The organism is Paenibacillus bouchesdurhonensis (assembly GCF_900155685.1).
Taxonomy (GTDB): Bacteria; Bacillota; Bacilli; order Paenibacillales; family Paenibacillaceae; genus Fontibacillus; species Fontibacillus bouchesdurhonensis.
Genome location: NZ_LT732547.1, coordinates 322,425 through 346,094, shown reverse-complemented (window position 1 = coordinate 346,094; position 23,670 = coordinate 322,425). Strand labels below are relative to the sequence as shown.

20 protein-coding genes are annotated in these 23,670 nt (G+C 48.8%); 4 read left to right on the top strand and 16 right to left on the bottom strand.

Features of this window, described 5'->3' with window-relative positions; genetic code table 11:
- Positions 1-54: 54 nt before the first annotated feature.
- The 6 genes from CZ379_RS01585 to CZ379_RS01565 form a co-directional block, all read right to left on the bottom strand.
- Positions 55-1,098, bottom strand: coding sequence for an RDD family protein (locus tag CZ379_RS01585; protein ID WP_110929994.1), 1,044 nt, complete (start codon positions 1,096-1,098; stop codon positions 55-57).
- A gap of 100 nt (positions 1,099-1,198) precedes the next feature.
- Positions 1,199-1,432 (bottom strand): DUF6953 family protein, encoded by a 234-nt coding sequence (locus CZ379_RS01580; protein WP_110929993.1) that lies wholly within the window; start codon positions 1,430-1,432, stop codon positions 1,199-1,201.
- Positions 1,433-1,568: 136 nt separating this feature from the next.
- Positions 1,569-1,745, bottom strand: coding sequence for a hypothetical protein (locus tag CZ379_RS25845; RefSeq protein WP_199925399.1), 177 nt, complete (start codon positions 1,743-1,745; stop codon positions 1,569-1,571).
- A gap of 25 nt (positions 1,746-1,770) precedes the next feature.
- Complete coding sequence (locus CZ379_RS01575; RefSeq protein WP_110929992.1) at positions 1,771-3,087, bottom strand: MFS transporter; 1,317 nt, start codon at positions 3,085-3,087, stop codon at positions 1,771-1,773.
- Between the two features lie 37 nt (positions 3,088-3,124).
- Positions 3,125-4,243: an alanine dehydrogenase gene (gene ald, locus CZ379_RS01570; protein ID WP_110929991.1), complete on the bottom strand. Its 1,119-nt coding sequence runs from the start codon at positions 4,241-4,243 to the stop codon at positions 3,125-3,127.
- Positions 4,244-4,411: 168 nt separating this feature from the next.
- Positions 4,412-5,281 (bottom strand): LysR family transcriptional regulator, encoded by an 870-nt coding sequence (locus CZ379_RS01565; protein WP_110929990.1) that lies wholly within the window; start codon positions 5,279-5,281, stop codon positions 4,412-4,414.
- Between the two features lie 160 nt (positions 5,282-5,441).
- Between CZ379_RS01565 and CZ379_RS01560 the strand changes: the two genes are divergently transcribed.
- A complete protein-coding gene (locus CZ379_RS01560; RefSeq protein WP_234404775.1) occupies positions 5,442-6,458 on the top strand; it encodes a DMT family transporter in 1,017 nt (338 codons plus the stop codon).
- 161 nt (positions 6,459-6,619) lie between these two features.
- On the opposite strand, the gene CZ379_RS01555 is transcribed toward CZ379_RS01560, so the two are convergent.
- Positions 6,620-7,975, bottom strand: coding sequence for a sodium-dependent transporter (locus CZ379_RS01555; protein ID WP_110929989.1), 1,356 nt, complete (start codon positions 7,973-7,975; stop codon positions 6,620-6,622).
- A 302-nt stretch (positions 7,976-8,277) separates the two neighbouring features.
- On the opposite strand from CZ379_RS01555, the gene CZ379_RS01550 reads away from it, so the two are divergent.
- From CZ379_RS01550 to CZ379_RS01540, 3 genes are read left to right on the top strand one after another with little or no spacing between them, the layout of a single operon-like run.
- On the top strand, positions 8,278-9,981 hold the full coding sequence (locus CZ379_RS01550) for a molecular chaperone HscC (RefSeq protein WP_110929988.1): 1,704 nt from the start codon (positions 8,278-8,280) through the stop codon (positions 9,979-9,981).
- The gene (locus CZ379_RS01545) at positions 9,978-12,152 is read left to right on the top strand and encodes a J domain-containing protein (protein ID WP_110929987.1); all 2,175 of its coding nucleotides are present in this window, start codon (positions 9,978-9,980) and stop codon (positions 12,150-12,152) included. The genes CZ379_RS01550 and CZ379_RS01545 overlap by 4 nt, the downstream gene beginning before the upstream one ends.
- A gap of 20 nt (positions 12,153-12,172) precedes the next feature.
- Positions 12,173-12,814: a DUF1266 domain-containing protein gene (locus CZ379_RS01540; RefSeq protein ID WP_199925398.1), complete on the top strand. Its 642-nt coding sequence runs from the start codon at positions 12,173-12,175 to the stop codon at positions 12,812-12,814.
- Between the two features lie 96 nt (positions 12,815-12,910).
- Here CZ379_RS01540 and CZ379_RS01535 read toward each other — a convergent pair whose 3' ends face one another.
- The 9 genes from CZ379_RS01535 to CZ379_RS01495 all read right to left on the bottom strand — a co-directional run bounded on the left by CZ379_RS01535 (position 12,911) and on the right by CZ379_RS01495 (position 23,634).
- A complete protein-coding gene (locus CZ379_RS01535; RefSeq protein WP_110929985.1) occupies positions 12,911-14,140 on the bottom strand; it encodes a CynX/NimT family MFS transporter in 1,230 nt (409 codons plus the stop codon).
- 271 nt (positions 14,141-14,411) lie between these two features.
- The gene (locus CZ379_RS01530) at positions 14,412-15,392 is read right to left on the bottom strand and encodes a carbohydrate kinase family protein (RefSeq protein WP_110929984.1); all 981 of its coding nucleotides are present in this window, start codon (positions 15,390-15,392) and stop codon (positions 14,412-14,414) included.
- A gap of 105 nt (positions 15,393-15,497) precedes the next feature.
- A complete protein-coding gene (locus CZ379_RS01525) occupies positions 15,498-16,979 on the bottom strand; it encodes a glycoside hydrolase family 32 protein (protein WP_110929983.1) in 1,482 nt (493 codons plus the stop codon).
- 20 nt (positions 16,980-16,999) lie between these two features.
- A complete protein-coding gene (locus CZ379_RS01520) occupies positions 17,000-17,833 on the bottom strand; it encodes a carbohydrate ABC transporter permease (RefSeq protein ID WP_110929982.1) in 834 nt (277 codons plus the stop codon).
- The gene (locus tag CZ379_RS01515) at positions 17,833-18,717 is read right to left on the bottom strand and encodes a carbohydrate ABC transporter permease (RefSeq protein WP_110929981.1); all 885 of its coding nucleotides are present in this window, start codon (positions 18,715-18,717) and stop codon (positions 17,833-17,835) included. The genes CZ379_RS01520 and CZ379_RS01515 overlap by 1 nt, the downstream gene beginning before the upstream one ends.
- A gap of 111 nt (positions 18,718-18,828) precedes the next feature.
- Positions 18,829-20,175, bottom strand: a complete 1,347-nt coding sequence (locus tag CZ379_RS01510; RefSeq protein ID WP_110929980.1) for an ABC transporter substrate-binding protein — start codon at positions 20,173-20,175, stop codon at positions 18,829-18,831.
- Positions 20,176-20,401: 226 nt separating this feature from the next.
- Positions 20,402-21,379 (bottom strand): LacI family DNA-binding transcriptional regulator, encoded by a 978-nt coding sequence (locus CZ379_RS01505; protein ID WP_110930458.1) that lies wholly within the window; start codon positions 21,377-21,379, stop codon positions 20,402-20,404.
- A gap of 99 nt (positions 21,380-21,478) precedes the next feature.
- Complete coding sequence (locus CZ379_RS01500) at positions 21,479-22,675, bottom strand: MFS transporter (RefSeq protein WP_110929979.1); 1,197 nt, start codon at positions 22,673-22,675, stop codon at positions 21,479-21,481.
- 176 nt (positions 22,676-22,851) lie between these two features.
- A complete protein-coding gene (locus CZ379_RS01495; RefSeq protein WP_234404774.1) occupies positions 22,852-23,634 on the bottom strand; it encodes a (2Fe-2S)-binding protein in 783 nt (260 codons plus the stop codon).
- Positions 23,635-23,670 lie beyond the last annotated feature (36 nt).

Sequence of the window (23,670 nt, the reverse complement as noted above, 5' to 3'; positions counted from 1 at the left end):
AACTCAAGGTTAAACAACGGAACTATCCTTTTGCTCCAAATAGTCCTCGCATCATTAAGTGGTAAAATTATTAAAAGTGCTGATTACCGAGTGCAGCTCCTGCTGGTATTCCTTATATTTAGCCGCATCCGTCCATACAGTAATCCAATGATAGTATAATTTGGTCTCGATCGTAGTGACGATGTAAGCCACCTTTACCCCGTTCACTTCTTGTTCGACGGCAAACTGATACGCATGGTATCCATTGATTATGAGAGGCCGTGGTTTATAAATCGGCGAGTGGGCAAGGGCAGCAGCAAAGCTTTGTTCGGCGTATTTCTGATACTGTTCAAGTGTGCTCCCTCTCTTGAAGCGCTTCTTGGGTTCCGAGAATACCGCTAAATATTTATTTGAAAACCGATTGGATATCGAAATCTCCGCCTGATTGTCCAGATTAGGGTCAAAGAGCCAATCTGGGCTCGTCGTAATTTTAAACTTTCCGTTATGACTGATATGTATCTTCTCATCGCTATAGCTTGTTTCCTTGGAACGCTCCCCCTCAGATAGAGGATTCAATCGGACAACCATAGGAAGAATCATCGCCAGCAAAATAGGCGTAGCTGCCAAGGTTAAAACCACGGCCTCCCTGCCGCGGTTCAATTTATGCGAGGGCAACCGCCCCACCTCGATCACATAAGTACGGGCTACCCAATCTCCAAGCCGCTGTCTCCGCTCCGTCATAACAATTCCCAGGGCAGCGGGCAGACCGGCAAACAGCAATGGATTGCTGTCTATAGCCCGAAATACTGTACGGATGAACGCTTTGAGCAGTCCCGGTGCAGCTCCATCCCGATCGACCACTCGAATGCGCATCATCCATTTCCCAATCGTACTTCCCGTTAAGCCTTCGAGCAGCACATAGTAAAATAATATAAGAGCAATAACACATAGTTGAGCGTGAAATTCATTCCGAACCATAAATATCTTATCTATATCAATCGCCGATCGAATTAGTGCTGCGAACAATAAATAATCAATCACAGTTGCCCCTATACGTCTGAACAGCATGGATACAGGACGATATGACGGCTTGTGTAAATCATCATGATTCTGCTTCAAGGATATCAACACTCCTCACTGCCTTTTCCGTATATTCCCAATTGAGAACATTCAAAGTATATGATATCCAGAATCTTTCTGCAAACTGATCACAGCACAGTCAAGTCCAAGCCCAAAAGAAACCGTCGCGATCCCAGGCGACTCTCCCGCCATGCAGCTTTCGAAAAGCCTTCTTTACCTCCTTAGAAAGGGACGGATTTCCTTTATCATTGATAAAAACATACTCCTCCCCAAAGTGCTCCTTGACATGAGCAATAGCCTCCTCTTGTCGAAGCATTCCTCTGAACTTAATCTCCTGTACCATCCACTTAGCAACATCATCTGCTGAATACATCGCTTTGCCCCTAACCATAGTTTTGAATATAGTTTAACACAAACCTAACAAGGCGCCCCTCATGGGACGCCCTGTTTCCTATCAACATCACACAAACGTTATTTCGCCTTAATCATCATATGAATCAAGGATCTTTCTATCGAGACTTACGCGTCATCAGGGCACCGATGCCCATGATCAGGCCTAATCCTGCAGCGCTGAGCAGACTGATCAACGAATCATTGGATTTAGTCGCCATATAGATCGTTCCATTAATGAGCAATGAGACTAGGCAAAGATACAAGATCCATTTCATAATTTGATGCTTCCGCACGTTCAATGCTCCTCCTCTCTCTCGCTTAGTCTTCTGTATTTAACGAGGCCCCCGCAGAGGGCGAATGCAGTGCCCTTACACTTAAAATAACGATAAGCAAAAATCCCCCGGCCACCATGCCCGAAATTCTTAATATTTCCGAAATACTCCAGCCACTGCCCAGCAGCACCGGCACAAGCCCTGTAGACAGAGGATACAGCCCCGTCGAGGCGATTGTAAATACACTCATGCCTCGGCCCAGTTTATCTTGATCCAGACTGAGCTGAAATACTGTTAGCAGCAGCATGTTCGCGTAAGCCGAGATCATTCCCGCGCATCCGCTAATGATGATCGCATATAATAATTGATCCACCGAGCCCATGCCAACAATACCTAGGCACAACAAAACAAATGCAGCATAAGCCCGGAGCGTCATATTTCCCTTCTGGCGAAGAACGACGAGCATTAAGCCGCCAAGTATACTCCCGGCTGCAAAGGATACCTGCAAATAGGTCAAGTCCATGGCCGTCCCCTGAAAGACCTCTTTTACCAGAGTGGGAAACGCTACGCTCACCGGCCCGGAAATGAAGAAGCTGGCAATGCCAACGGTAACTATAATGGACAATTTAAAGGGATCACGGCTTATATAACGAAACCCTTCGCCCATTTCAAATAACATCGATTCCCGACGATCCGCAGGCCTTTGTCTTGATTCGCGAACTAGGAACAGACATATTGCACCGATCAGCAGTAAGAGGCCAAGCACGATAAATGATAGCTGAAATGAGCCAAACGTGAGAATAAGTCCAGCGACCGCCGGCCCAGCAAACATCCCCAGCTGCTGAATAATGACATTCAAGCTATTCGCTGTCCCAAGCTGTTCCGGAGCAACCAGAGTAGGAATAATCGAAGATGAAGCAGGCCAATAGAATGCCTCCAGAATGCCAAAAAGCGCCGCAAAAACAAGCAGCACGCCAAAGGTGAGCAGGCCCTGCGCAAATAGAACCGCCATGCTGATCAGCAGAAGGAAGCGTATAAAGTCTGAAAGAAACATAATTTTTGTCTTAGAGAATCGATCCGATAAAACACCCCCCACGGTCATGAGTATTACCCGCGGGATGGCCGTCACCATCAGAACGATTCCAAGCATGGTCGGCATATGGAGATAATCAACAACGTACCAGCTCTCAATCAACATATACATCGGCGTCGTCAGACTAGTAAATATCATGGAGGCTATGAAGAACATGAACGTTCGATTGCGAATCAACGAACCTTTGACCGAATCACTCGACTGCTGAATAGTAAACACCCCTCTCATGACTTCATCATAAAGAGGGGTGTTATCATTTTTCTTACTCATTTCTTACATAAATCTTAAGTTGTAAGTTGTTACAGCCCTATGCATTCAGCAGAGCGTAAATATCTTTATAAGGGAGGTTCTGCGCATCGGCTACAGCCTGATAGACTACATGCCCGTCCATGACGTTAATGCCCTTGGCCAAAGCCCGGTTATCCAAAGCCGCCTGCACATATCCCTTAGTAGCAATTTGCAAGCCATACGGCGTTGTGACATTCGTCAATGCCAACGTTGAAGTACGGGCTACTGCCCCAGGCATATTCGCTACGGCATAATGGATCACTCCGTGCTTCACATAAGTCGGCTGGTCATGCGTCGTAATCCGGTCGATCGTCTCAATTGAACCGCCCTGATCTACAGCTACATCGACAATGACAGAGCCGGGAGACATCGTCTTTACCATTTCTTCACTGACGAGCCTTGGCGTACGCGCTCCCGGAATCAGAACGGCTCCGATCAGAAGATCGGCCTGTTTGACGCTGTCTGCAATACAAAATGGGTTCGAGATCAATGTCTTGACCCGTCCTTGGAACAAATCATCCAGTTGCCGCAGCCGATCCAGATTCAAATCAATGATCCGTACGTCGGCCCCTAGACCGAGGGCTACTTTGGCTGCATTTACGCCGACCATGCCTCCGCCGATGATCGTTACCTTGCCAGGCTCTACGCCAGGCACTCCGCTGAGCAGCACACCTTTGCCGCCATTGGATTTCTCCAGGAAATGAGAGCCAATCTGTATCGCCATCCGGCCCGCAACCTCACTCATCGGCGACAGCAGCGGCAGTGCGCCCGTATCCAGTTGGATCGTCTCATAAGCGATAGCAACCACACCGCGATCGGTCAGTTCCTTCGTCAAGGAAGGCTCGGGAGCCAGATGCAGGTAAGCGAACAAAATCAAGCCCTCCCGCAAAAATGAAAACTCCTCGGCCACGGGCTCCTTGACCTTGACGACCATCTCAGCAGACCATGCTTCTGCGGCCGTAGGCACGATCTTCGCCCCTGCTGCGCTATAGTCCTCATCATTGAATCCAACACTGACCCCTGCCCCGCTCTCGATCCACACTTCATGACCGGCCTGGACATAAGACAGCACCGAAGCAGGCGTCATCCCGACGCGGTGCTCGTTGTTCTTGACCTCTTTAGGCACCCCTACAATCATGTATACACCATCCTTTAGTTTCTCTCAGCAAGAGCCGAATGTATAATTACTAAATTATAATGCATAATTACCGACTTTACCTCATTAAAGTTGAAAAATGTTTCAAAGGCTATTAAAATTCATTCGGCTATACTCATCAAAAAAAGCCGTCCCAAAGACATTCCCCATTTAAGCCATCATCAGCGGGCTGGTTACCTTTTTGATTTCCTCGATAAAAGCCTCGACTGAACTCGTCATATGGGAGTCTTTACGACGGATGAATACCGTAGTTACCTCCCGATAAGGATCAGGCACCCGATGGCAATGTATTGTGCCTTGCATCGCCATGTAACCGACCGTGGATTCAGGAACAATCGTCAGCCCGATGCCTGCCGCCACACTGCCAATAATCGTGTCGAACGTGCCGAACTCCATGATTTTCTTAGGAACGATGCCCTCTTCCCTTAACCAGCTCTCCAGTCTTTCGCGGTAACTGCAGCCTTTATTGTATAACAGGAGAGGTTTGACCGTAATATCGTCAAGCGAGAAGCACTCCCCCTTAGAGACAATAACCAGTTCCTCCTGGAATACCTCGTATTGCTCAATCATCGGATGCTGGATCGGGCCCGTCACAAACGCACCGTCCAGCTTGAAGTCAATCACTTCCTGAAGCAATTGCTCCGTAACCCCCGCCTTCAGGGACAGGTCAACATTAGGATAAGTCTGCAGGTAGGAGGACAACAAATTCGGCAGTGCAATCACCGTTTCCACAATACCGATCTCCAGAAGCCCTGACGGAGTGGACGAGTCCTGAAACACCTTCTTCAACTCATCGAATTTAGCCAAAATATCGTTAGCGTATTCCAGCAGCCTCTTTCCTTCCGTGTTAAGAATCATGCCGCGCTTATGGCGATAAAATAACGGGGTATGCAGTTCACGCTCCAGCAGCTTAATTCTGGCCGTGACATTGGACTGAACATAGTTTAGTTCCAGCGCTGCCTTGCTGACGCTGCCGTGAAGTGCAACCATTTGAAATATTCGCAAATCATTCAAATCCAATCTCCATCTCCTCCTGCCCCATGTACTCGTCATGCTTTCTGTTTCAGGTATCATTATAAATGATGAAGAAGTTAATTTACAATCATTTTACTGTTGTCTGTGATTAATCTATCATTTGTATTGAATAATGGTACGGATATTGTTAAGGAGAACGAATTTAATGAATAAAAAACAAATCATCATCGGCTCAGTCTTATGCCTCATCGCAAGTATGTCCTGGGGAGCAATGTTCCCGGTTGCGCAAGTCGCTCTGCAAAAAATAGATCCCTTCTATTTCTCATTCATCCGGTATGCCGTTGTGGCCGTCATTCTATCAGCGATACTATGGGTGAAGGAAGGATTAGCGGCTTTTCGCCTGGAGGGGAAAGGAAAAGCTCTCGTATTCTATGGAACTATGGCCTTTACCGTGTATAACATGTTCATATTCTCGGGACAGTACCTTATGGGCGATACCGGTACAATTACCGCTTCTTTAATTGAGGTTCTTATGCCAATGATCTCAATACTTTACGTATGGATTACCGCCAAGGCCAAACCGCCCAGATATACGATTGTCAGCATGATTCTATGTCTGGCCGGGGCATTGCTTGTTATTACCAATGGCAAACTGGCCTTCTTTGCGATGGCAGGCAAGTCTTTGTTCCCGCTATTGCTTATTTTCATTGGAGTTACGGGCTGGGTACTGTATTCCATGGGCGGAAGCCGATTTAAAGACTGGTCGGTTCTACGCTATTCAACACTCACTTGCCTGCTGGGAAGCCTGGTGTCGCTCGCCATTGTCTCATTTGCTACACTGCTTGGCCTTCTGCCTGCTCCTTCCATAGAGACGCTTAGCTCCGTGAAGTGGGAGATGGCCTTTATGATCACCTTGCCGGGGATCGTGGCTCTTCTAAGCTGGAATGCCGGATTAAAAATGTTAACGCCACTCAACGGGATTTTATATATCAACTTTGTACCAATCACTACCTTGATCATTATGGCCTTTCAGGGCTATCATGTCTCCATGTTTGAAATTTACGGTACGCTGCTCGTCATCTTTGCGATCGTTCGCAACAATTTAGTTCAGCGCAAAAGGCATAAGGAGCGACAAGAGCCCGCTGAGCGGAAGGCTAGAATTCACGGTGCTGCTAGCTCACCAGCGACTGGAAAGGCTCAAACTAACCGTTCCGTCCTCTAACCTGCTACAGCCATGATTCAAAAAGCGCTTTCCCACAACATGATTCTCCTGATAATAACATAAAGACCGATCGAATTCTTAATTCGATCGGTCTTGTTAATTTATATATTGTATTTCGATCTGCCGTCTCTTTCCAATGATTATCTATTACCTAAAATGCATTAAAATTTAATGATGCCCGACGTATGCAGCAGTACTAGGAATACGAGAATCGGCGCAATATACCGCAGCATGAACAGCCACACCCGGAACCAGCCGGCACGCAAGCCGGTCGATTCCGCCGCCCCTTTCCAGAAGTATCCTGCAAATATCGTTATCGCAAGACCTCCGACAGGCAGCATGATGTTGGACGTGATAAAATCTACCCAGTCGAAGAAGGCCTTACCGCCAAACGAAAGCTCGGGAACCATGCCAAGCGACAACGCAGAGGGCGCACCGATCAGAAATATCAGCCCTATCAGAATCCATACGGAACGCGAACGGCTCCAGCCGAAGCGCTCCATCGTATAAGACACAGGAACCTCCAGCAGGGACACCGCAGATGTCAGCGCAGCAATCGCCAGCAGAATGAAGAACAAGCCGCCGAAGAACGAACCTAGAGGCATCGCCGAGAAGGCAGCCGGCAAAGCGATAAAGACTAGCGATGGCCCCTGATCCGGAGCGATGCCAAACGAGAAGGTTGTCGGGAAAATGATGAGCCCCGCTATGAATGCATAAATCAGGTCACCCGCACCGATAGCCAGTGTAGCCGAACCTAACGATTGTTCCTTCCGTACGTAGGAGCCATATGTTAATAGAATCCCCATCCCTAGCGACAGGGAGAAGAAGGCATGTCCCAAAGCAACCAATGCCGATTCTGCCGTCAGCTGCGAGAAATCCGGCTGGAGGAAGAAGGATACCCCCGCCTCAGCCCCTGGAAGCGTCACCGCCCGAATCATCAAGACGATCAACAGAACGACAAGACTCGGAATTAATATTTTATTGAATTTCTCAATACCGCCGGAAATTCCGAGAATAACCACGCCGCCGGTAATGAGCAAGGCAACGAACTGCCAGAAGAGCGGCATATAGCCTGAGACAAAATGAGCGAACTGCCCCTCAAAATCCGGATTGCTGAACAAATTGCCGCTAAACGCCGATACGGCATAGTGCAGCGTCCAGCCTGCAACAATAATATAGAAAGATAAAATCAAAAAAGGAGCAAGCACTTGCAGAATGCCGAGGCTCTTCCATCCCCGTTTTCCGCCGACTCTTACGAATGCCGTCGCGGCGCTGCCCCGCCCACTGCGTCCTATCGCAAGCTCTGCCAGAAGCACCGGCAAACCAATGATGACCAAGCAAACTATAAAGAGCAGGAAGAAAGCGGCCCCTCCGTTTTCACCGGTAATATAGGGGAATTTCCACATGTTCCCCAGGCCGACGGAACTGCCGATCGCAGCCAATATAAATCCAGTAGAAGAGAAGCGATCCTTCTTCCTTTCACTATTACTTATACTATTATTCCTCTGCGCACTCATTATATCGACTCCATCTATCTTAATTTTTCCAACCATTATATATCATTATGACGCTTCGGTCATATTAAATTTTATCCATTACAGGCCATTCTAATAAGGAGTGATATAATTCACCTACTGAATTTGAATAGTATCACATTTGCTTATGGGGTGATATGATTCAAATGGCGCAATTCCCCTATCCTATGAATAATCAACGATTAGGACATAGATTGCATCTGGAGGAATTTATGAAATTTATGATAAAATATGTCGATATATACCTAGTAAACCAATACATAATAGAGAAAGAGGTTGCCTAAATGACGATGATTGGGATTGATTTGGGGACGACCCATAGTCTTGTGGCCTACTGGACGGAAGAAGGTCCAAAAATAATACCGAACGTATATGGGGAACATCTGACGCCATCGGTGGTCGGCGTAGATGATACTGGTGAAATTTTAGTCGGGCAAATCGCAAAGGAGCGGTTGATGACACATCCCGATCTTACCGCCTCTACCTTTAAACGCTACATGGGCACAGAGAAGCTTTATCGCATGGGCAAGTATACTTTTACACCCGAGGAGCTCTCTTCATTTGTCGTAAAGTCGCTAAAGGCTGATGCGGAAGCTTTTCTTGGCCAGGAAGTGATCGAGGCAGTCATTAGCGTGCCCGCTTATTTCAATGACACCCAGCGTAAAGCAACAAAGCGCGCGGCAGAGTTTGCCGGGTTGAAGGTAGAGCGGCTGATTAGCGAGCCGACGGCAGCAGCGATCACCTATGGGCTGCATCAGGAGGAATCGGAGACCAAGTTTCTAGTCTTTGATCTTGGGGGCGGCACCTTTGACGTGTCGATCCTTGAATTTTTCGAAGGCGTGATGGAAGTCAAGTCGATTGCGGGAGACAACTATTTGGGCGGCGAGGATTTCACCGAACTGCTCGTCTCTTATTTTGTGCAGAAGCATGGGCTAGATTATTCCGCCCTCGATCTCAAAGCACGTTCCGCCTTGTTCAAGCAGGCCGAAATATGCAAACGGGCTTTGGGACAGGAATCTTCCGGCTCCATGACCTTCATCATCGATGATGCCACTTATGAGATGAGCCTGAATCGTGACGAATTCGAGAAAATTTCCGCTCAGCTCATGCTCCGTCTTCGTCACCCTATTGAAAGGGCTCTGAGAGATGCCGCGCTATCTCCCCGTGACATGGACGCGGTCATTCTTATCGGGGGCGCAACACGTATGCCGATCATCAAATCAATTGTCACCAAGATGTTCGGCCGCCTTCCATTTGCTGGAGTCAATCCAGACGAAACCGTCGCGCTTGGCGCGGCTATCCAGGTTGCGCTCAAAGAGAGAAACGAAAGCCTCAAAGAAGTTGTGTTGACGGATGTTTGTCCTTATACGCTGGGGATTGAAACCACCAAACGCATGGGCAGCAATCAGTTCGAGGATGGTCATTTCTCGCCGATAATTGAGCGTAATACGCCAATCCCTGTAAGTAAAGTGGAATCCTACTGCACCCTTCATGACCAACAAAAGCAAATTGCCGTCGATGTCTATCAAGGAGAAAGCCGTTTGGTTGCCAATAACATCAAGCTTGGGGAGCTAGAGATTGACGTTCCGCCCGATAAAGCGGGAGCGCAATCCATTGATGTACGATTTACCTACGACATTAATGGAATTTTGGAGGTCGAGGTAACGACACAGAGCACAGGGGCGAAGAAAACGATTATTATCGAGAAAAACCCTGGGCTCCTGACGCAAGAAGACATCCAAAGACGATTGAATGAATTGAAGGATATTAAAATTCATCCGCGCGAGCGGAGCGAAAACCGGCTGCTCCTCGCTAGGGGCGAACGGCTGTACGAAGAAGCGCTTGGTGAGAAGCGGGAAGAAATCGCCTTTCTCCTGCTAGAGTTCGAGAAAGTGCTGGCTTCCCAGAATGAACAAGAGGTGAAAAAGGCTGCTGCGAAGCTCAGCAAACAGCTTGAGCATCTGGAGAAGTGGAGTGACTACTATTGAGGATATGGGCGACGCTCGGCATAGAACAAACTTATGATATACCGACGATCCGAAGAGCCTATGCCAAGAAGCTGCGAATCCATCATCCCGAGGATGATCCACAAGGGTACCAGCAACTCAGGGAAGCTTATGATCTAGCCATGAAGCTGGCGAAGCAGTACCAGCAATCACAGGCTCATCATTCATTCACGGAAGAGGAAGAAGAGGAGGAGACATCCTCCTCTCCTTTCCTTGACCCTAGGCAGGATGAGGACGGGGATAGCGACTCAGAAGACAGATGGAATCCTTATCAGGAGGCTGAGCTCGAAACCGAACAAGAGGAATCGACGGAACAAGACATGCCTCGAATTCCTCGTCTCCCCAAGTGGAGCACTTTCGATGCAGAAGAAAAGTTGGATCAGCGAAGTGAAGAGAATAAGGAAATACCGTTCAATGTAGAGAGCGATGGGGATTACGACGATTCAGCTGAAGACGTTGAGGATGATGAATATGATCTCGGCCATGATGGCGAAGCAGATGATCCGTTTGATATAGATGAAGAGCTTGACGAGGATTACGATGATCCTGAGCATCCCGTAAGTATATTTATGGAGCAGGTGAAGGCATTATATTCGAATTTCCCGGCTCGGATGGATACCCGCTCCTGGCTGGAGCTATTAAGCTCCGATACGCTTTGGAACATTGACTACCAGCGAGTGCTATCCGCTATCCTGCTCGACTATTTCGAGCAGCATTATTTCCTGCCGAGTGAAGTCTGGCATCTACTTGAGGACTCCTTCCGCTGGCGGGCACGCAGCATAGAAGATACAGATTTTGCCGAACAATATCCAAAAATATACGCCTATGCCGTTATGGAATTCCCCGGACTCCAGATGGATTACGGCGCCCTCTTGCAGGCGCAAGATACCCTTGTCCGCTATGATGACTTTCTGCGCTATCGGGAAGCCGTCGCCTTGGCGCTTCTAGAGAACGATATCCGGTCAGCTCATGTACATTTAATTAAAGCACGCAGCATTTTTAAAGAGGACAAGGATCTACTCCGGCTGCAAACCGAGTTCTACCGCCGAACTAGCGATTGGGATAATGCTCTAGACTCCTGTAATGAGTATATCCGACTAAACCCCAATAGCCATGATGCCGTAATATTGCGTGTACGCTTCTTGCTCAGGATGAATAAAGCTGATGAGGCGCTTCGGGATGTGCACCAAGTTCTGGCCCAAATCCCGCGTCACGCGGAAGCTCTCTCCCTAGCAGGACAATGTCATCTCAAGCTGGGACAGCTGGAACAGGCTCAGAATGCCTTCAATCAAGTGTTGGCGATAGATCGTGAAGAAATCGAAGCCGTGCTCTATCTGGCACAAATTCAGCGCTGTCTCGAAGAGCAATTACAGCAGTTGAAGGGACAGGAGCGCAAAAATGCGAAGCGAAAAATCAACGAGCAGCTAGGTCGGCTTCCTCTGCGAAGCCGGCTTCAGAGGGCGGCAATGCTGCTCCTTTCACGAAGATGGCATATCCTGGCCATCATTATTGTTCTTCATCTCATCATTGGTCAGTCCGTAGTCAAGCATACTGGCACAACCCCTTGGGTCTTTGCGAAACATCTATTTCTACAGCCCGAAGCAATTGCCATTCACAATGCCACTGAACTTGAAGCATTGCCGACCGGAAATCATGCCGTTCAATTGAAGCTGACCAACATCAAGTATCTCGGCATTCTGGAAATCAGTGACGAAGATGACAAGGCTTCGCCATATCAATATATCCATATGGACGAAGCCAAGAAGCTCGGGCTGATGAATCAAATTAGCGGGTATGTCTGTATTGGTTATGCCGGAGACGCCTCTGTAATCATTATTGCAAATTACGACCAAGCGATGGCAGCTTACCAAGGGGAGACGTTGGAAATTGCAGGAAGTGCGCAGCCTGCTCTACCCCAGCAGCTCCAGCGTGAAATTGATAATTGGCAGCAGAATCTGTCGGGTTCCTCCAATTACTTGGACGGCTATCCGCTAACCGATTATTATGTCATCGTCAAAGACGGAGTCAGCAAGAGCAATCCGATCGCCGAACTGCCGGCAAACAGCCTGTACTTGACGCTCCTCCTTATCCTGTTCTACATTCCGTTTCTGCAGGAGCTGCGCAGACAATGGAGATATATTCGCTACAATTAGCGTTGGGGGGATACAAGCCAATGAATATTAATACGCAGGAAGAACGCAAGGCCTGGATGCCTTACGTCCATGCTGTGCTTTCCTTATGCTCCATCGGCCAGGAGGTAGGCTACTTCATGATGAATCCGAAGATGCAGTACGAAATGTGGAATCGCATGCGCAGCTTTCTTAAACAACACGAGCTCCATGATAAAGAACAACTGATAGCGGATATAGAATGGTACTTGGAGACAGGCCGCCGGGATGAATTCTTCCGAGACTCCTGCCTTCTCTCTATGCTTTCCGCCGCAGAGCGGAGCCGATATATTCAGCTTCTGACGAATGAACAAAGAAGACGCCAGCTCACGGTTGTCAGCCGTTACCTATGGAGTCTGCCCCCTGGGGGCATCGCTGCTTATGATTTTTCCTGGATTATGTTGAAATGCTTTGCCGGCAAGCAGGTAGGCTATCTATCGGAGGATGAAATGTGGAGTTATATCGGCCGGATCATTCCCATGATTAAGGAAAATTTCTCCGAGTGGGAAACCTACATCGCCAGCTATGCCGTAGGTCAAAGCTATCTGCTGCAAGAGTCCCCCTCCAGCTTTGTCAGCAAGAATCGGCAATACATCATGCAAATGATGAGCTTCCGGCAAAGCCCGATGCTGCAGTTTAAACCCTAGTTATCCCAGAGCCTTCAATTACTAAGAAAGGAGCCTCTCCTAGACGGAGAAGGCTCCTTCTTTCGTATGCATGGTATCTTGTTCACATTCTTGAATTTAGGATTGTCCAGTGGCCGATTGTCCAATGAGTCGGTTCCGTCCAGATGCTATGCCGAAAATAAGCACGAGCAAGGCTACACCAACCAAGAAATACATCGGCATCCGCCAGCCGCCCGTCGCATCATGCAGGTAACCGACAAACGTCGGTCCGACCGCAGCCAGCAAGTAGCCCACCGATTGAGCCATTCCCGATAATTCAGCTGCATCGTAAGCGTTGCTTGTCCTTAGTCCGAACAGCATCATCGCCAGACTAAAGGAGCTGCCTAAGCTGATACCGATCATGATTGCCCACAGCATCGTCAGCTTGTCGCTACCGTACAGAATCCCGCCGATTCCCACAAAGAAGAAGGATACCGTGATAATCATCAAACCGACTTGATTCTTTACGCGGCCTGCAATGATAGGCATAAGAAAAGTAATTGGCAGTACGGACAACTGCATGAACGAAAGGGTCCAGCCTGCCGAATCCGCCGTCATGCCCTGGCTCTTTAATATATCGGGAAGCCAGGTTACAACGACATAGAACAGCAGCGATTGCAGACCCATGTACAGGGTCACGTACCAGGCCAGAGCGGACTTCCATACGTTCACAGGCTTGTCCAGCTTACTGGATATATTCGCTTGCTGGCGCTGGCGTCGCAGCTGAGGAGCCCATAACAAGGCAGCGATCAAAGCGAGCACCGCCCAGATCGCCAGCGCCCCTTTCCACCCGAGACCCGCCCCCTCGGCAACGGGCACGCTGATCCCGGAAGCGATGGCTCCGGTCAAGTTCATGGCTACCGAATATACGCCGATCATAAGCCCTATGCGCAGCGGGAATTTCTCTTTGATTAAACTCGGCATAAGAACGTTGCAGACCGAAATAGCCAGCCCCAAGACGACCGTACCGATAAGCAGCGCCCCGATCCCCCAAGCGGATCTAATCAGTACGCCAACCCCAAGCATCAGCACAGATACGAAAAGAACGAGCGGCATGCCGTAACGGCGAGCCAGCTTCGGAGCAACGGGAGATAATAAGGCAAAAGCGATTAGCGGAAGTGTAGTGATCAGCCCGGCTAACGTATTGGATATGCCTAGATCGGCACGGATAATTTCAACCAAAGGGCCTACGGAGGTAATCGGGGCTCGCAGGTTCGTGGCTAGGAAAACAATGCCTAGAATCAACAGCCAAACCCGAGAGGCCGATTCCAGCTCCGTGTGGGAATGAGTCTCTGGATGTTTTTTCATGATACAAATTCCTCCATCTTGGCACATCAGTTATTCTTTGATGAGCTGCTGCGCGACTAGGTGCTTTTCTGTATTGTGCGCAAAAATGGTTCGTCGTAATATGCGCATGCAATAATACACATTCAACGGATCATTATACTATACTTGCTGGCCGTTGTCTTAGTAAAATAGCCGTCTGACCCGCTTATCATGCGCTAAATCAAGGAAGGCCTGGAGAAGAAAGATATAGCACTGAAGACCCTAGCAATTTGGCAGGGTCTTCATTGCTATATTAATTCTCTTCTCTTTCAAGGAAGGTCTCGACATCATGCAAGGACGGCAGCGCATCGATCGCCCCTGGGCGGCTCGCGGTAATAGCTGCGGCGGCGTTAGCAAACTTCAGCAGCTCCTCCACTTGCTTGCGATCCACCTGCTCTAATTGCTCCAGCCATTGCGGCATCATCTGCGCTTGATACAGCAGCGCCCCGATAAACGAATCGCCAGCCCCCGTCGTGTCCGCAACGTCCACCCGATTTCCGGGTACGGACACCTCCAGGCCGCCCCGCGAGAACCAGGTCGCTCCCGCCGCGCCGCGCGTGTAAATCACATGCTGCACATCTCCGACGAATAGCGACGAGATTGCCGTCTTCTCATCAGCGATCCCCGTAATGAACGCCAGCTCCTCATCGCTGATCTTTACAATATGGCTCAGCGGGAGAAACTCATGAATCGCGCGACGGCATGACTCCTTGTCCGGCCATAAGGGAAGCCTGACGTTCGGGTCGAAGCTGATGACCGCTCCCGCTTCCCGCGCTAGCTCAATCGCTTTCCGGTGGGCGTATTTCACCGGAGCTTCGATCAGATCCACGGAGCAAAAGTGCAGGAGATCCCCTTTCTCGAACCAATCGTCGCTAATTTCATCTTCGTGCAGCAGCATATCCGCGCTCGGATTACGATAGAAGGAGAAGTCCCGATCGCCGTCTTCCCTCAGACTGACGAACGCTAGCGCCGTGTTCGCTTCGTTTGTGCGCAGCACGCGCGATACATCTACACTGCTAGCGGCCATCTTGTCCACCAGAAATTCACCAAACGCATCTGCCCCGAGCTTGCCGATGAACGCAGCATGACCGCCAAGCTTAGCGACCGCACAAGCGACATTCGCCGGCGCACCGCCTGCCGCTTTGGTGAAGCTCTCCACGTTCTTCAGCTCCACACCCTTGCTTGCAGGAATGAAGTCAATCAATGCCTCGCCAATCGTATACACTGTCGTCATTTGCATGCGCCCCCTCATATGTCATGCTCTAAACTTGCAAAGCAAGTTTTTGAGCTTGATTTCCTATCAATATAAGCAGCGAATACGAATATTCGATCGCTGTCGTTATGCTTGGGAAATATCCCATTTCCGCAGCATCGTTACTTGGCTCTCGCCTGTCGAGAATAGCTTGATGCCCCGAGAATCCACACCGGGGTAAATCCGTGCCGTCATAACTACTTCGCCGTCGCCAGCGAACACCTCTACCGAGGATTTATCTACGAAAATCCGCAGCGAGAGCTTGCCGTCCTCAAGGGGTACAGCCGCTTTGCGCTGGCCGCCGGGGCCGATGCCTGCCCGCTCCCGATCGAGCAGCAGCATTCCTTCTTCCTGATGATAGGCGATGACCGTCTCTTCTTTCCCCGCCTCATCCGTTCGGAGCTTAAGGCCGAATTGCTGCGCATCCCCCGCTTCAAACTCGACTTGCAGCTCGTAGCTGTCGCCAGAGATCGCTAATTGCCGCTCCCCGCTTAGCTCGATATTTGCCTGTTCATAAGCATTACTGCGACTCGACTCGATCTCTTCCACCGGGCTGAACAAGATCCGGTCGCCATCCAGCACCGCCACGCGCGGCAAGCTCATGGCACCAGCCCAATGATGCCCTTGCTGGGTCGGCATATCCTCTTCCCACATATCCATCCAGCCGATAACGATTCGTCTTCCCTGAGCATCCAGTGTAGACTGCGGCGCATAGAAGTCGAAGCCATGGTCAACTTGAGCGTAGCGCTCGGACGTGAATGTCCCGGCCTCGGCGTCGAATTCGCCCACCATATACATGTTGGAATGAAGATTGTTGTACTGCTCTCCTTGCGCTGGCATTCGCTGCGGCGACATCATCAGAATCGCCTTGTCCCCAAGCAGGAACAAGTCCGGGCATTCCCAGTTATCGCCGAAGGTACCGTCGCTTTTGGCTAATATGTTAACAAACGACCAGCTAAGCAAATCCTCCGAGCGGTACAGCAATACGAGCCCGTTGCCCTGTGCATCATTTGAGCCCAACACCATATAATACTGATTGTTGTATTCGAACACCTTCGGGTCGCGGAAGTCCTTCCGGCTAACCCCTTCTGGGATTTGATTGCGGCCGATGATCGGGTTGCCCTCGTGTTTATGGAAGTTCACCCCATCCTCTGAGATTGCCAATGCCTGAACCTGCTCATAATCTTGATCCGAGTTCGGCCCGGTCACCACATGCCCTGTATACAGAAGCACAAGCTTACCATCCTTGGCGACGGCGCTGCCGGAGAAACAGCCCCCCTTGTCGTATGCTTCGTCCGGCGCAAGGGCTACCGGATGGTATTTCCAATTCACTAGATCCCGGCTAACGGCATGGCCCCAATGCATCGGTCCCCACACCGGCTTGTAAGGGTAGTGCTGATAAAATAAATGATACTCCCCATTATAATGGATAAAGCCATTAGGATCATTCATCCAACCGAATTCAGCCATCAGATGATAATTAAGCCTGTAATCGTTCTTCAGCAAATGCTTCGAATCCCTGATGAACTCATTTGCCTGTTCCAACGTGTAAGTCCTTAGGATAGTCATAATTCCTCCTGTACAATTGCTTATTTGATAGAGCCCTGCATAACTCCCTGAATGATATATCTCTGAGCGAATAAATAGACCAGCATCACCGGCAAAATGGTAAGTACTAGCCCGGCCATCAGCGGCCCGTAGTCCACGGAATACGTCCCATAGAAGCTGAATGTTGAGAGCGGCAGCGTCCGATTGTGCGGAGAAACCAAAATGAGAGATGGTAGAAGGAAATCATTCCAAATCCACAGCACGTTCAATATTGATATGGTCGCAGTGGTCGGAGCCAGTACGGGAAATACGATCCGAAAGAACGTTTGCGTTCGGGTACAGCCATCGATCAGAGCCGCTTCCTCCAGCTCCGCGGGCACCCCCTTCACAAAGCCGTGATAGATGAACACCGCCAGCGGGCTGCCAAAGCCTAAATACATGTAGATGAGAGCCCATTTGCTATCCAGCATGCCCAGCGTTCCATAAATTTTGACTAGCGGAATCATAATCGCCTGGAAAGGAATGATCATCGCAGCAACCATCATCATGAAGGTATATTGATTAAATTTCGTCTGATTGCGTACGAAATAATGCGCCGTCATGGCGGCAAAAAGCGATATTAACGCTACTCCTAAAATGGTTACGGTAAGTGAGTTCATAAATGAAGCTGTATAGTTCATCTTCTCAAACGCGTTGTGATAGTTCGTCCAATCCAGGCTTTGCGGCAGGGATAACGGGTTTGAAGTAATCGCCGTATTGGCCTTGAACGAGTTAATCAGCAGAAAAATAAATGGAAAAATAAATAGTACGAGCACTAGGGTTAATCCAATCGTTTTCAACCATACCCCAGCGAATCCTTTACGAGCCGTGTCCATTAGGCCTCCACCTCCATCTTCTTCCCAAAATACACCTGAAGCAGCGTAATTACTGCGACAAGAAGGAAGAGTACTAGCGCTTCCGCTTGTCCTAGACCGTAATCACGGGAGAGGAACGCTTTTTCATAGACATGCATCGAGACCATTTCCGTACTCTTGAAGGGCCCGCCCTTCGTCAGAGACAGGTTGACGTCATAGACCATAAAGCCCCGCTGCAGCGTTAAAAATATACAAACGATAAACGAAGGAACCATCAGCGGCAAAGTCATCGTCCGCAGCTTCGTCCAGCCATTTGCGCCATCGATGCTCGCTGCCTCCAATATATCGTTGGGTACGCTCATGAGTCCAGCGATATAAATCACCATCATATACCCGGCGTACTGCCAGATGGTCACAATAATGAGAGCCCAGAAGGCCTTCTGCGGATCAGCCAGCCAGGATGTGCTGAATAGCTGAATTCCCGCCTTCTCTCCCACGTATACCAGAACATTCGAGAAAATAAACTGCCAGATCAGACCGAGCACGATGCCGCCGACCAGATTCGGTATGAAGAACCCGGCCCGGAATATATTCTGGCCTTTCAATCCTCTCGTTAGTCCGAAGGCTAATAGGAAGGCAACGGTATTGACCAGGATGACAGTAAACAGTACATATTTCAGCGTCAAACCAAAGGACTTCCAGAAGACCTTGTCTTGAAACACTTTTCCATAGTTCTCAAACCCTACCAGCGTATGCGTCGTCGCGATGCCGTCCCAATTCGTGAAGGTCAGATAAATACCATATATAAATGGAACGATCATTACGGTAAGAAAAGCGAATAAGGTCGGACCGGTAAACAGTAATCTCGTCTTAAGCCGTGGCCACCATTCCTTTTCTTTGATCATAACGATTCCTCTTTTCCTCTGTCATTGTGAAGAAAGCGATGGATAAGATACACGATATATGTGTTCTTACCCATCACTATCGTCTTTTCAGCTGATGTTAAATTAGATAGGTTACTTCACGCTTGTCCAGTACTCTTCGATTTCTTTAATCAGTGTAGCCCGATCGCCAGCGTCGCCTAAATATTTCTGCATCGAAGCTCCGACCTTTGCCCAGTGATCCGCTGGAAGAGTACTCATCGATTCCTGGGATTTGCCTCTGGCAATGTAGTCCTGAATGGACTGACCGAGTGGATCAGCGGCTGGAAGTGTAATATTCTTGAACGCCGGAATGATGCTCGCTTGGTTCACCAGGAAATCCTGACCCTTTTCTTCGTATACGATCCAATTTAGGAACTTCTTAGCGGCTTCCTGCTGTTCTGGCGAACTCTTCTCTTTGTCTACAATAATTCGCTTGGAAACAGCCGATGAAATTTCCTGGTTGCCGTAATCGTCCGGGTTGTTGCTAATCGGTACCGGCAGGAAGCCATAGGCTCCGTCCGCGGTGTCGAAATCTTGAATTTGCGGCCATGCCCAGTTGCCTTGGAACCAAATGCCTACTTCGCCTTTACCGAGAACTTCAGGGCCGCGCTCATATACTCCCGCTAATGGAGACTTCTTGTCGATATTGTAATTTTTCATCATATCAAACGTATCCAGCAGGCCATTCAGCACGGCATTACTCGATAAATCCTCTGTGCCTGCCTTCAGTGAATCCATGAATTTGTTCACTTCAGCCATGTCCTTGTTCTGTCCCGCATAAGCCAACGGCTGGAAGTGCGCTCCGAGCGACCAATCCATCGGAGAGATGATCAGCGCCTTTTTGCCGGATGCTTCAATTTGCTTGAACAAATTCTCCAGATCGTCTCTGGTCTTTATCGTCGCTGGATCAAAGCTCCCGCCCACCGCTTCATCAAGGATCGCTTTGTTGTAAATGAAGCCGTAGCCTTCGATCGCTAGCGGAAAGCCATAGTTCTTGCCGTCGAATGTCGTCAGGTTCGTCGCATTCTCGACGGCATCCGCATTCCACTTCTCCTCGCTCAAATCAAGAATCCGATCCTTAAACTTCTCTACATCTCCCGTATCGAGCATCATCATCGTCGGCGGATTTCCTGAGGCATATAAAGTGGAAGCCCGCTCGAATGGAGAGGTGCCTGCCGGAGCAGCCATGATTTCCAGGGTAATATCCGGGTTATCCTCATGGAACGTCTTCGCCGCCTCTTCAAGCTGCGCCTGAATTTCGCCTTTCGAATTTAATATAGAAATTTTGACCGCTTTGCCTGAAGTGTTTGTTCCGTTTGCGGCATTTGTCGTTCCACTGTTTGTACCACTGCTTGTACTACCATCTCCGCCACATGCCGACACAATTAGTGCCATAAGTACAACTACCACCGTCATGCTTAACCCATTTAATCGCTTCATTCTTTTCCCCCCGTTGCTAGAGTTGATAATAGTTTACTTTTGGTGCTGCGAGCGCTTAATATCCCAAGAAAATGTAATCGCTTGCAGCTGTGTTGTAATTCAAATTGTATGTCAAACCTTTAACATATGTCAATCGTTTGACATACAATTTTTAAAAAATCTTTGCTCAGCCAAAAAAAACGCACCCATCTTGAATATCAGATGGATGCGTTCCTATACGATTTGATTAAGCCGTGCCCCGCACAACTAACTCCACAGGCAAAGCGTTTTCGATTTCAACGGTTTCACCTTCCACCTGCTTACTGAGCAGTTCGACGGCAAGCCTGCCAAAGTCGTCGATTGGCTGGCGAACGGTGGTCAGCTCCGGCGATAGCCAACGAGCCGCGTTCACATCATCATAGCCGATGATTTTAATGTCCTCTGGCACCCGCTTGCCTGCCAGCTCGCACTCCTTTAGAGCAAATGCTCCGATAATATCACTTGTCGCAAATATGCCATCAATGTCCGGATGCGCTAGCAGCAGCTCACGCAGCAGTTGCTCATAACGCGCCTGGTCAAATACGTTCATATTTGTCTGAATAATGAGATGTTCGATTCCACGCTGCTGAATGACATCGCGAAATGCATCTGTTCTGCGATTCGCCAGCAGATCGAGCTGCAAATTACCGCAAATATGGGCAATTTTACGGCAGCCTTGGCTAATGAGCCTTTCCGTCGCCAGCCTGCCTCCCTCATAGTTGTCCGAACTGATGTAAGGGATGTCCTTCCCGATCTGCCGGTCAAACGTAATGATCGGCGAGCGAAGGCTCATGTATTCATCCACCTCCAGGGTGTGACTTCCCATAATAATCCCATCGACGCGATTGCGTTTCAGCATCTCGATATAATCCCGCTCCTTGACGGGATCAAGCTGCGAATTGCAGAGCAGCACCTTATACCCCTTCTGATAAGCGTAATATTCCACGCGATCCGCCAGCTCGCTAAAGAACGGATGCGACACGCTAGGTACAATAAGCCCTAGAATATTCGACTGCTTGCGGAGCAAGGAGCGGGCAATCTCATTCGGCTGGTACCCCAGCTCGTCCATAGCTGCAAACACCTTGGTGCGCGTAGCTTCGCTAATATATCCCCGATTATTCATCACGCGAGATACCGTCGTAACCGATACCCCCGCTTTTAATGCTACATCATGAATCGTTGCCATGCTCGTCCCTTTCATAACCGTATTCTTCTATAATTCAACTATAACCGAAGGGTTATTGGGGGACAAGGAACAAGGGACGTGGAACTCGCCTGTGCGTATTCATTCTTGCTGTCTGCGCTTTCTGGTTGCGATACCAAGCAGTACGACCGGAACTAAGGCAACCGCGCCGCATAGTATCCAGGATATTTGAATCGGCGTCTGATCCGAGGTCAAATCCGTAAAATTCCGGCTGATGATCCCGGTGACAATCAGGCCAATGCACACTCCAAGCTGAGAAACTGCTGAGTCAAAAGATAATAGGGTGGAACGATACTCATCGGAAATTCTTTTGTTCAAGTAAATTTGCTTCGCCGCCGGGTACATTCCCCGACCCACCTCATAAATTAAGAAAGTCATGAGCACCGGATAAAAAGTATTCAGAGAACCCGCAAAAATAAGCCAAACGCCGATCATCCCGCAAGCATACATAAGCACTCTAATATCGCTGTTGTTCTTGCTCAACCTCCGCACGAGGTAACTGCCCAATGTCATACAAAGGGAATAAGCTGCTTTGATGATACCCATTATCCAGACTCCTTGTTCAGAAAGGCCTACAAGACGAGGCTGTTGGAAAGTGTTGCCTGCAGAATTGGAGAAACTGATAAACAATCCTATTATAAAAATGATCCATATCGACTTGTTCTGCAGACTAGTTCCGACACTTTCCCGAATGATGGCGACTACATTTCTACTCTTGATTCGAGCAAACCCCCTTTTATTCTCATGCATATAGAAGACGCATAGCAATATCGCTAACAGAGTAGATAGAATGCTGGCAAGCCAAGGGAGAAAGTAACTGTACACGGCGAGAAACGCCCCCAATAGTCCGCAGATAAATCCAGAGATATACTGGATACTATTCGCCGTCGTAAATAGAACCTCCATCGGCTGATGACTATTCTCCACGGCCCATGATTCCAACGCACCCGACTGCAGACAAATAGCCAAGCCGCCAAAAACTTGGGCAACAACCAGCACTTCAATCCGTTCCGATTGCATGAATAAAATACTGTATACGAGAAAGCAGACCAGCCCGAGAATGACAGAAATCTTCCTACCATATTTATCGGCTATTGCGCCTGTCGGAATTTCAAACAGAAAAATGCTAACAAAGAAAATAACAAGCAAAAAGTTCGCGGTTTGGAGCGATAAGCCCTTGGCGAGAAGAAATAAAATTAACGTGGTGCCCGTAATCTCACTCATGAAAAACTGGAGAAATCCAATCGTATAAAATAATTTATGAGTTTGAACCCGCAACCGCAACTCTTCCTTCCTTCTCAAAATCTATCTTCCATCATGGATTGGGGTTTATTATATGGATAAAAATAGAATTCAAATATGACTTTTACAACAATTTCACAGTTATATTCATCCCCAATACAAAAAACTCATATCCACATCGGAAACGATGTCAATATGAGTTACAGGACAAATCACGCTCTTCTCTTTGGACAGCTGTTGCAATAGTCTTCATCTTCATCCACTTGATAAAAAAAGCAGCAGGTTTTTCGCGGGCGGATCGGCTTGGCTACTCCTTCCACCATACATTTGGGACTATAGTATTTAGCGAGCGGATTATAGTTCTCGCCAAATAACTCTGCCGGAGCGCCAGCTGTCAAATAGGCTAAATCCTCTTGCACTCGCACTCGTCTGCCCTCATCCGCTTCTTCGGCCATTCTGGACTCGTATAAGACATATACGTAAATGGCTGTATTCTCCCACAGAATCGTGCGCGGAATTTTAGCCGCTTTGGAAATTGAACGCCACACGACGCCCAGATGATCACCGAATATCGACCGGGTCACCTGCTCTCTCCACGCCTCCCGATCACTGCCTGTTGGCTCTGTGACCCGAACATCGGATAATCGCACATTCGGCATCCATCTCTCGTCAATGATCGTAGATTCCAAATGACAATTGGCAATCGACAGCTTGAGCCCCTTATCGTACATCGTCATCGCATAGAGCCCGGAGGACACTAGCATGGCTGCGTATCTTTTGGCGAATAACGATGCCGTTACCATTCTGTTGGGTGATTCAAATACGCTAGCCAACCGATCGAGGTATGGCCCGCTTTTCACCTCATCCAGCAAATCCGCAGCGGAAATCGAGCGCTCCTTATCGGAGGACACGGTACTTGTAAGCCGTAAATGATGGGTCAAATAATCCCATTCTGTCTGTTCCAGCAAGGACATTTTCACGTTCATTTCGTTCATGCAGCCCCCTTTCCATCGTACCTATTTCTTTAGAAC

Excerpts from the sequence above, each read along its gene's own strand:
- CZ379_RS01580 (WP_110929993.1), bottom strand. The coding sequence starts at position 1,432 with ATGTATTCAGCAGATGATGTTGCTAAGTGGATGGTACAGGAGATTAAG.
- CZ379_RS01575 (WP_110929992.1), bottom strand. The coding sequence starts at position 3,087 with ATGAGTAAGAAAAATGATAACACCCCTCTTTATGATGAAGTCATGAGA.
- ald (WP_110929991.1), bottom strand. The coding sequence starts at position 4,243 with ATGATTGTAGGGGTGCCTAAAGAGGTCAAGAACAACGAGCACCGCGTC.
- CZ379_RS01560 (WP_234404775.1), top strand. The coding sequence starts at position 5,442 with ATGAATAAAAAACAAATCATCATCGGCTCAGTCTTATGCCTCATCGCA.
- CZ379_RS01555 (WP_110929989.1), bottom strand. The coding sequence starts at position 7,975 with ATGAGTGCGCAGAGGAATAATAGTATAAGTAATAGTGAAAGGAAGAAG.
- CZ379_RS01550 (WP_110929988.1), top strand. The coding sequence starts at position 8,278 with ATGACGATGATTGGGATTGATTTGGGGACGACCCATAGTCTTGTGGCC.
- CZ379_RS01540 (WP_199925398.1), top strand. The coding sequence starts at position 12,173 with ATGAATATTAATACGCAGGAAGAACGCAAGGCCTGGATGCCTTACGTC.
- CZ379_RS01535 (WP_110929985.1), bottom strand. The coding sequence starts at position 14,140 with ATGAAAAAACATCCAGAGACTCATTCCCACACGGAGCTGGAATCGGCC.
- CZ379_RS01530 (WP_110929984.1), bottom strand. The coding sequence starts at position 15,392 with ATGACGACAGTGTATACGATTGGCGAGGCATTGATTGACTTCATTCCT.
- CZ379_RS01525 (WP_110929983.1), bottom strand. The coding sequence starts at position 16,979 with ATGACTATCCTAAGGACTTACACGTTGGAACAGGCAAATGAGTTCATC.
- CZ379_RS01520 (WP_110929982.1), bottom strand. The coding sequence starts at position 17,833 with ATGGACACGGCTCGTAAAGGATTCGCTGGGGTATGGTTGAAAACGATT.
- CZ379_RS01515 (WP_110929981.1), bottom strand. The coding sequence starts at position 18,717 with ATGATCAAAGAAAAGGAATGGTGGCCACGGCTTAAGACGAGATTACTG.
- CZ379_RS01510 (WP_110929980.1), bottom strand. The coding sequence starts at position 20,175 with ATGAAGCGATTAAATGGGTTAAGCATGACGGTGGTAGTTGTACTTATG.
- CZ379_RS01505 (WP_110930458.1), bottom strand. The coding sequence starts at position 21,379 with ATGGCAACGATTCATGATGTAGCATTAAAAGCGGGGGTATCGGTTACG.
- CZ379_RS01495 (WP_234404774.1), bottom strand. The coding sequence starts at position 23,634 with ATGAACGAAATGAACGTGAAAATGTCCTTGCTGGAACAGACAGAATGG.